Source organism: Cyanobacteriota bacterium (genome assembly GCA_025054735.1).
GTDB lineage: Bacteria > Cyanobacteriota > Cyanobacteriia > SKYG9 > SKYG9 > SKYG9.
In genome coordinates, this window is sequence record JANWZG010000415.1 from 1 (window position 1) to 3,355 (window position 3,355).

The window sequence follows — 3,355 nt, forward strand, 5'->3', positions numbered from 1 at the left end:
GCAAACCGTCAATATGACGTAATGTAACTGTAACCTCGCCAGCCCTCTGGTTTGGGAAACCATACTTAAATGCATTGGATACCAACTCATTGATGACTAGGCCACAGGGGATGGCTTGATCAAGACTTAGGGAAATTGGCTCTACTTCCACAGATAACCTCACCCTACCAGGCAGGACTTGATAAGAGGCTATTAAGCTAGAGGTCAGGCTATGGATATAATCCACGACATCGATGCGCCCTAAGTCGGAAACTGCATACAGTTTTTTATGAATCAACGCCATGGCTTGAATGCGCTGTTGACTCTCGCGCAGGGCGGCAACGACCTGCGGATCTTGCAGGCTATCGGCTTGGAGCTGCAATAGACCAGAAATGATTTGCAGATTGTTCTTGACGCGGTGGTGGATTTCTTTGAACAACACTTCCTTCTCTGCCAGAGCTGCCCTTAGGTTGGCCTCGGCTCGTTGTCGCTCGGCAAGTTCCTGTCGAGCCTGTTGAAATGCTTGGGCTTGTTGAATGGCGATCGCTAGTTGATCGGCAATGGTCTGCACTAGGGTAATCTGCTCATCATTCCAAGGTGATTGAGGAGTCACTCTCGCCATGCTGAAACTGCCCCAAACAGCCCCGTCTACTACGAGGGGTACCAGCAACCATGATCCCGGCAAGATTTGAGCAAACTCCCGATTGATATCATCCTCCACAGCGCTAGGATCATGGATATGGAGGATTTGGCGCTGTTTGAGTTGGGTAGCCAGCACATTACCCTGATCTGGAATCACTACACTTAGCAAGTCAGGCAACGCTGGGCTAGCACGATACTCTGATAAGTGCCGCCAACATTGCTGCTCTGGGAAATATTGCACAACGGCTGAACGATCGGCTTGAACCAGTTGTGCAATCTCTACAGTTGCAGTCGCAAAAATTGTGTCTAAATCAAGGGACTGACGAATTGCTTGCACAATGCGATAAAGAGCTTGTTCTTGCTCAATTCGCTGCCGCAGTGCTTGCTCTAGGTGCTTCTGTTCCGTAATGTCTCGACAAACAACCAAGATGGAAGCTACGGAGCCATCGGTCATGGTTTCTGGTACACACCGAGCTTGATAGGCACGGATGCCACAAGGAGTAGGCAGCTCAAATTCCAGTTGTTCTTGCTGCCCTGTTGCCAACACCCGATTAAAGACTGCATCCCACTGGGCAACTAATGGTGCAGGCATTCCCATGTCTTGATTCGTTTTGCCTAGAAAACCATCAGGTGGCAAGCCCGTGGCGTTTTCAATCGCTGGGTTGACGTAGAGGTAGCGGAGTGTGCGATCGAACCGCATGATGATATCGGGGTCATTTTCCACCAGAGCGCGAAACTCTTGTTCTCGTCGATGTAGAGCTTCCTCAGCTCGTTTGAGACTGGTAATGTCTCGCCCCACCGATTGAATTTCCACCAAGTTTCCGGAGTTGTCAAAAACACCTAGATTTACCCATTGAGTCCAACCCAGTTGGCCATCAGCGCGATAATCAGCGTTAATGTTCTCAAACATAGAATTTGCGGGTGTTAGGGCTGCAATCTTTTGGTAGAGTTGGCTCAAATCCTCTGGGGGAACGTAGTGGTGCCAGCGAGTGCCAATAAGTTGTGCTGGCGATCGTCCTAGGGCACGGCAAAGGGAAGTATTTACGAAGGTAATGGTGGTGTCAGCCTTGGAACGCATCACAAAATCTGTCTGGCTTTCCACAATTTGACGATAGCGCTCCTCACTGGTTTGGAGGTCAGCTTGGACGGCCAACAACTCGGCTAGGGTACTCTTTAAAGTGCGATTGGTATGGTAGTTGATGATAACTTCTCGTTTGACTAGCCAGTACACTAATCCTGCTGTAACTAGGACATACAGCCAGCCCTTTAGGGTTTGCAGCAGCACCATGTTGTCTAGCCTACGGTGCAGGATGGCTGCCACTAATCGATCAGAGAGAAAAATCCACAGCCAGCCAACCGCAGCATATAGGCCAGCGATTCGTAGCGGTGCCGATAGGGATGGTTGCTTAGTGGTGGAACGGCGGTTCAATATGGCCTCCTCATGAAGGAGCTATTCCCAAGCCTAGGTTTTTGTAAAAATTCACCCAGACCACTGCATCCCCCATGACTAGCAGTATAGTGGTTTGGCAATGGCACCAGCCACTATTGGTAGGTGGCGATCGTCTTCACTGCTAGACAAAACCTCCCTGGGGCAAAGTGGGGATTTAGCGCACCATCGTATTCAAACTTACTTAGCATCAGTTGCAGGGAACAAATCTGTCGAGTATTAAGTGGTTCAGCCGAGTTAAGCGTGCGGGCACGAAACACCGGGATCATTGCCGCAAAGGGAATTTGAACAGTAATCCACTGCTCGGCGATCGTGTCAAACGAGTAACAATAGGCGATCCCATCCCACTGAGTTTGGGAGCGCACCATAAACTTATAGCGCTTGCCGTCACCCTTGACCTGCAACTGAATGCCCATTGCTGCCGACAAATCCAACGGAGGGTCGATATTGCGCGTTCGTACCGAAGCAAACCCCCCAGAATTAGCAGTGGAGAGTATTCCAGTAAATAATGCTACACCATCCTGCTGGATGAGCTGACTTTGGCTAGCACCCCCCATAACTACATCATCCAGTGCCCCCCAATGGTCACTAAGATTGGCGATCGGCTGGGTAAAGTCAACCAGTAAATTGGCCTCTGTTGAAGCTAACGCAGCCGCATCTAACCTTGGCTCTACACGGCTACCCATCAAATGTTGAAACCAGTCCAATTTGCTGAGCAGGGGCACTTCACCAAAGTAGGCAACGGTTTTTAGAAACCGACCAAAATCCCAAGGTGCTGAGCTTTTTTCAGTCATGATGGCATCCCACTAGTTGCATGTTGGCCTACGGAATTACAGAAAGAGTCTGACGGAGAGTAGTGCTGCTTGGGGCTGCCCTAGCATCTCCCCAAGGGGCACCTACGGGTTGGATGGGGTAGAGTCACTGGGCTTAGAATCAGTTGCTGGTTGTGGTTTCGGTGCTGGACTGGGTGAGGCGGCGGCTGGGGCTGGGGAAGTTGGGGCGGTTGTTGTCTCACTAGCAGAGGATGGAGATGCTTCACTAGCTTGTTTCCAATCATCTAAGGGGCGATCGATGGCACTTTGCAGGTCAATGGGGATGAGTATGACCTCCACTTGGCTGGCTGGCTGACTAGATGGGTTCACTCGTGCGTAGAGAAACCGATTGCTGAAATCAGGTTTGCCCACCACCAACCGCTGGACATCACCTTTCTTAAGGGTAAGCTCAACCCTGGCTATGGGCGGATCCAACCCTAGCTCTGCCAATTGGCTAGTGGGTACTGTCAATGTC

General features: G+C 50.6%; 3 protein-coding genes. All 3 read right to left on the reverse strand.

Features of this window, described 5'->3' with window-relative positions:
- A partial coding sequence (locus tag NZ772_16035; protein ID MCS6815065.1) for a PAS domain S-box protein occupies positions 1 to 2,050 on the reverse strand: 2,050 nt, incomplete at its 3' end.
- Positions 2,051 to 2,163: 113 nt separating this feature from the next.
- The gene (locus tag NZ772_16040) at positions 2,164 to 2,862 is read right to left on the reverse strand and encodes a CIA30 family protein (GenBank protein MCS6815066.1); all 699 of its coding nucleotides are present in this window, start codon (positions 2,860 to 2,862) and stop codon (positions 2,164 to 2,166) included.
- Positions 2,863 to 2,964: 102 nt separating this feature from the next.
- Positions 2,965 to 3,355 (reverse strand): DUF4340 domain-containing protein (locus NZ772_16045; protein ID MCS6815067.1); only part of this gene is annotated, 391 nt, incomplete at its 5' end.

Coding starts and splice junctions, on each gene's coding strand:
- NZ772_16040 (MCS6815066.1), bottom strand. CDS start 2,862: ATGACTGAAAAAAGCTCAGCACCTTGGGATTTTGGTCGGTTTCTAAAA.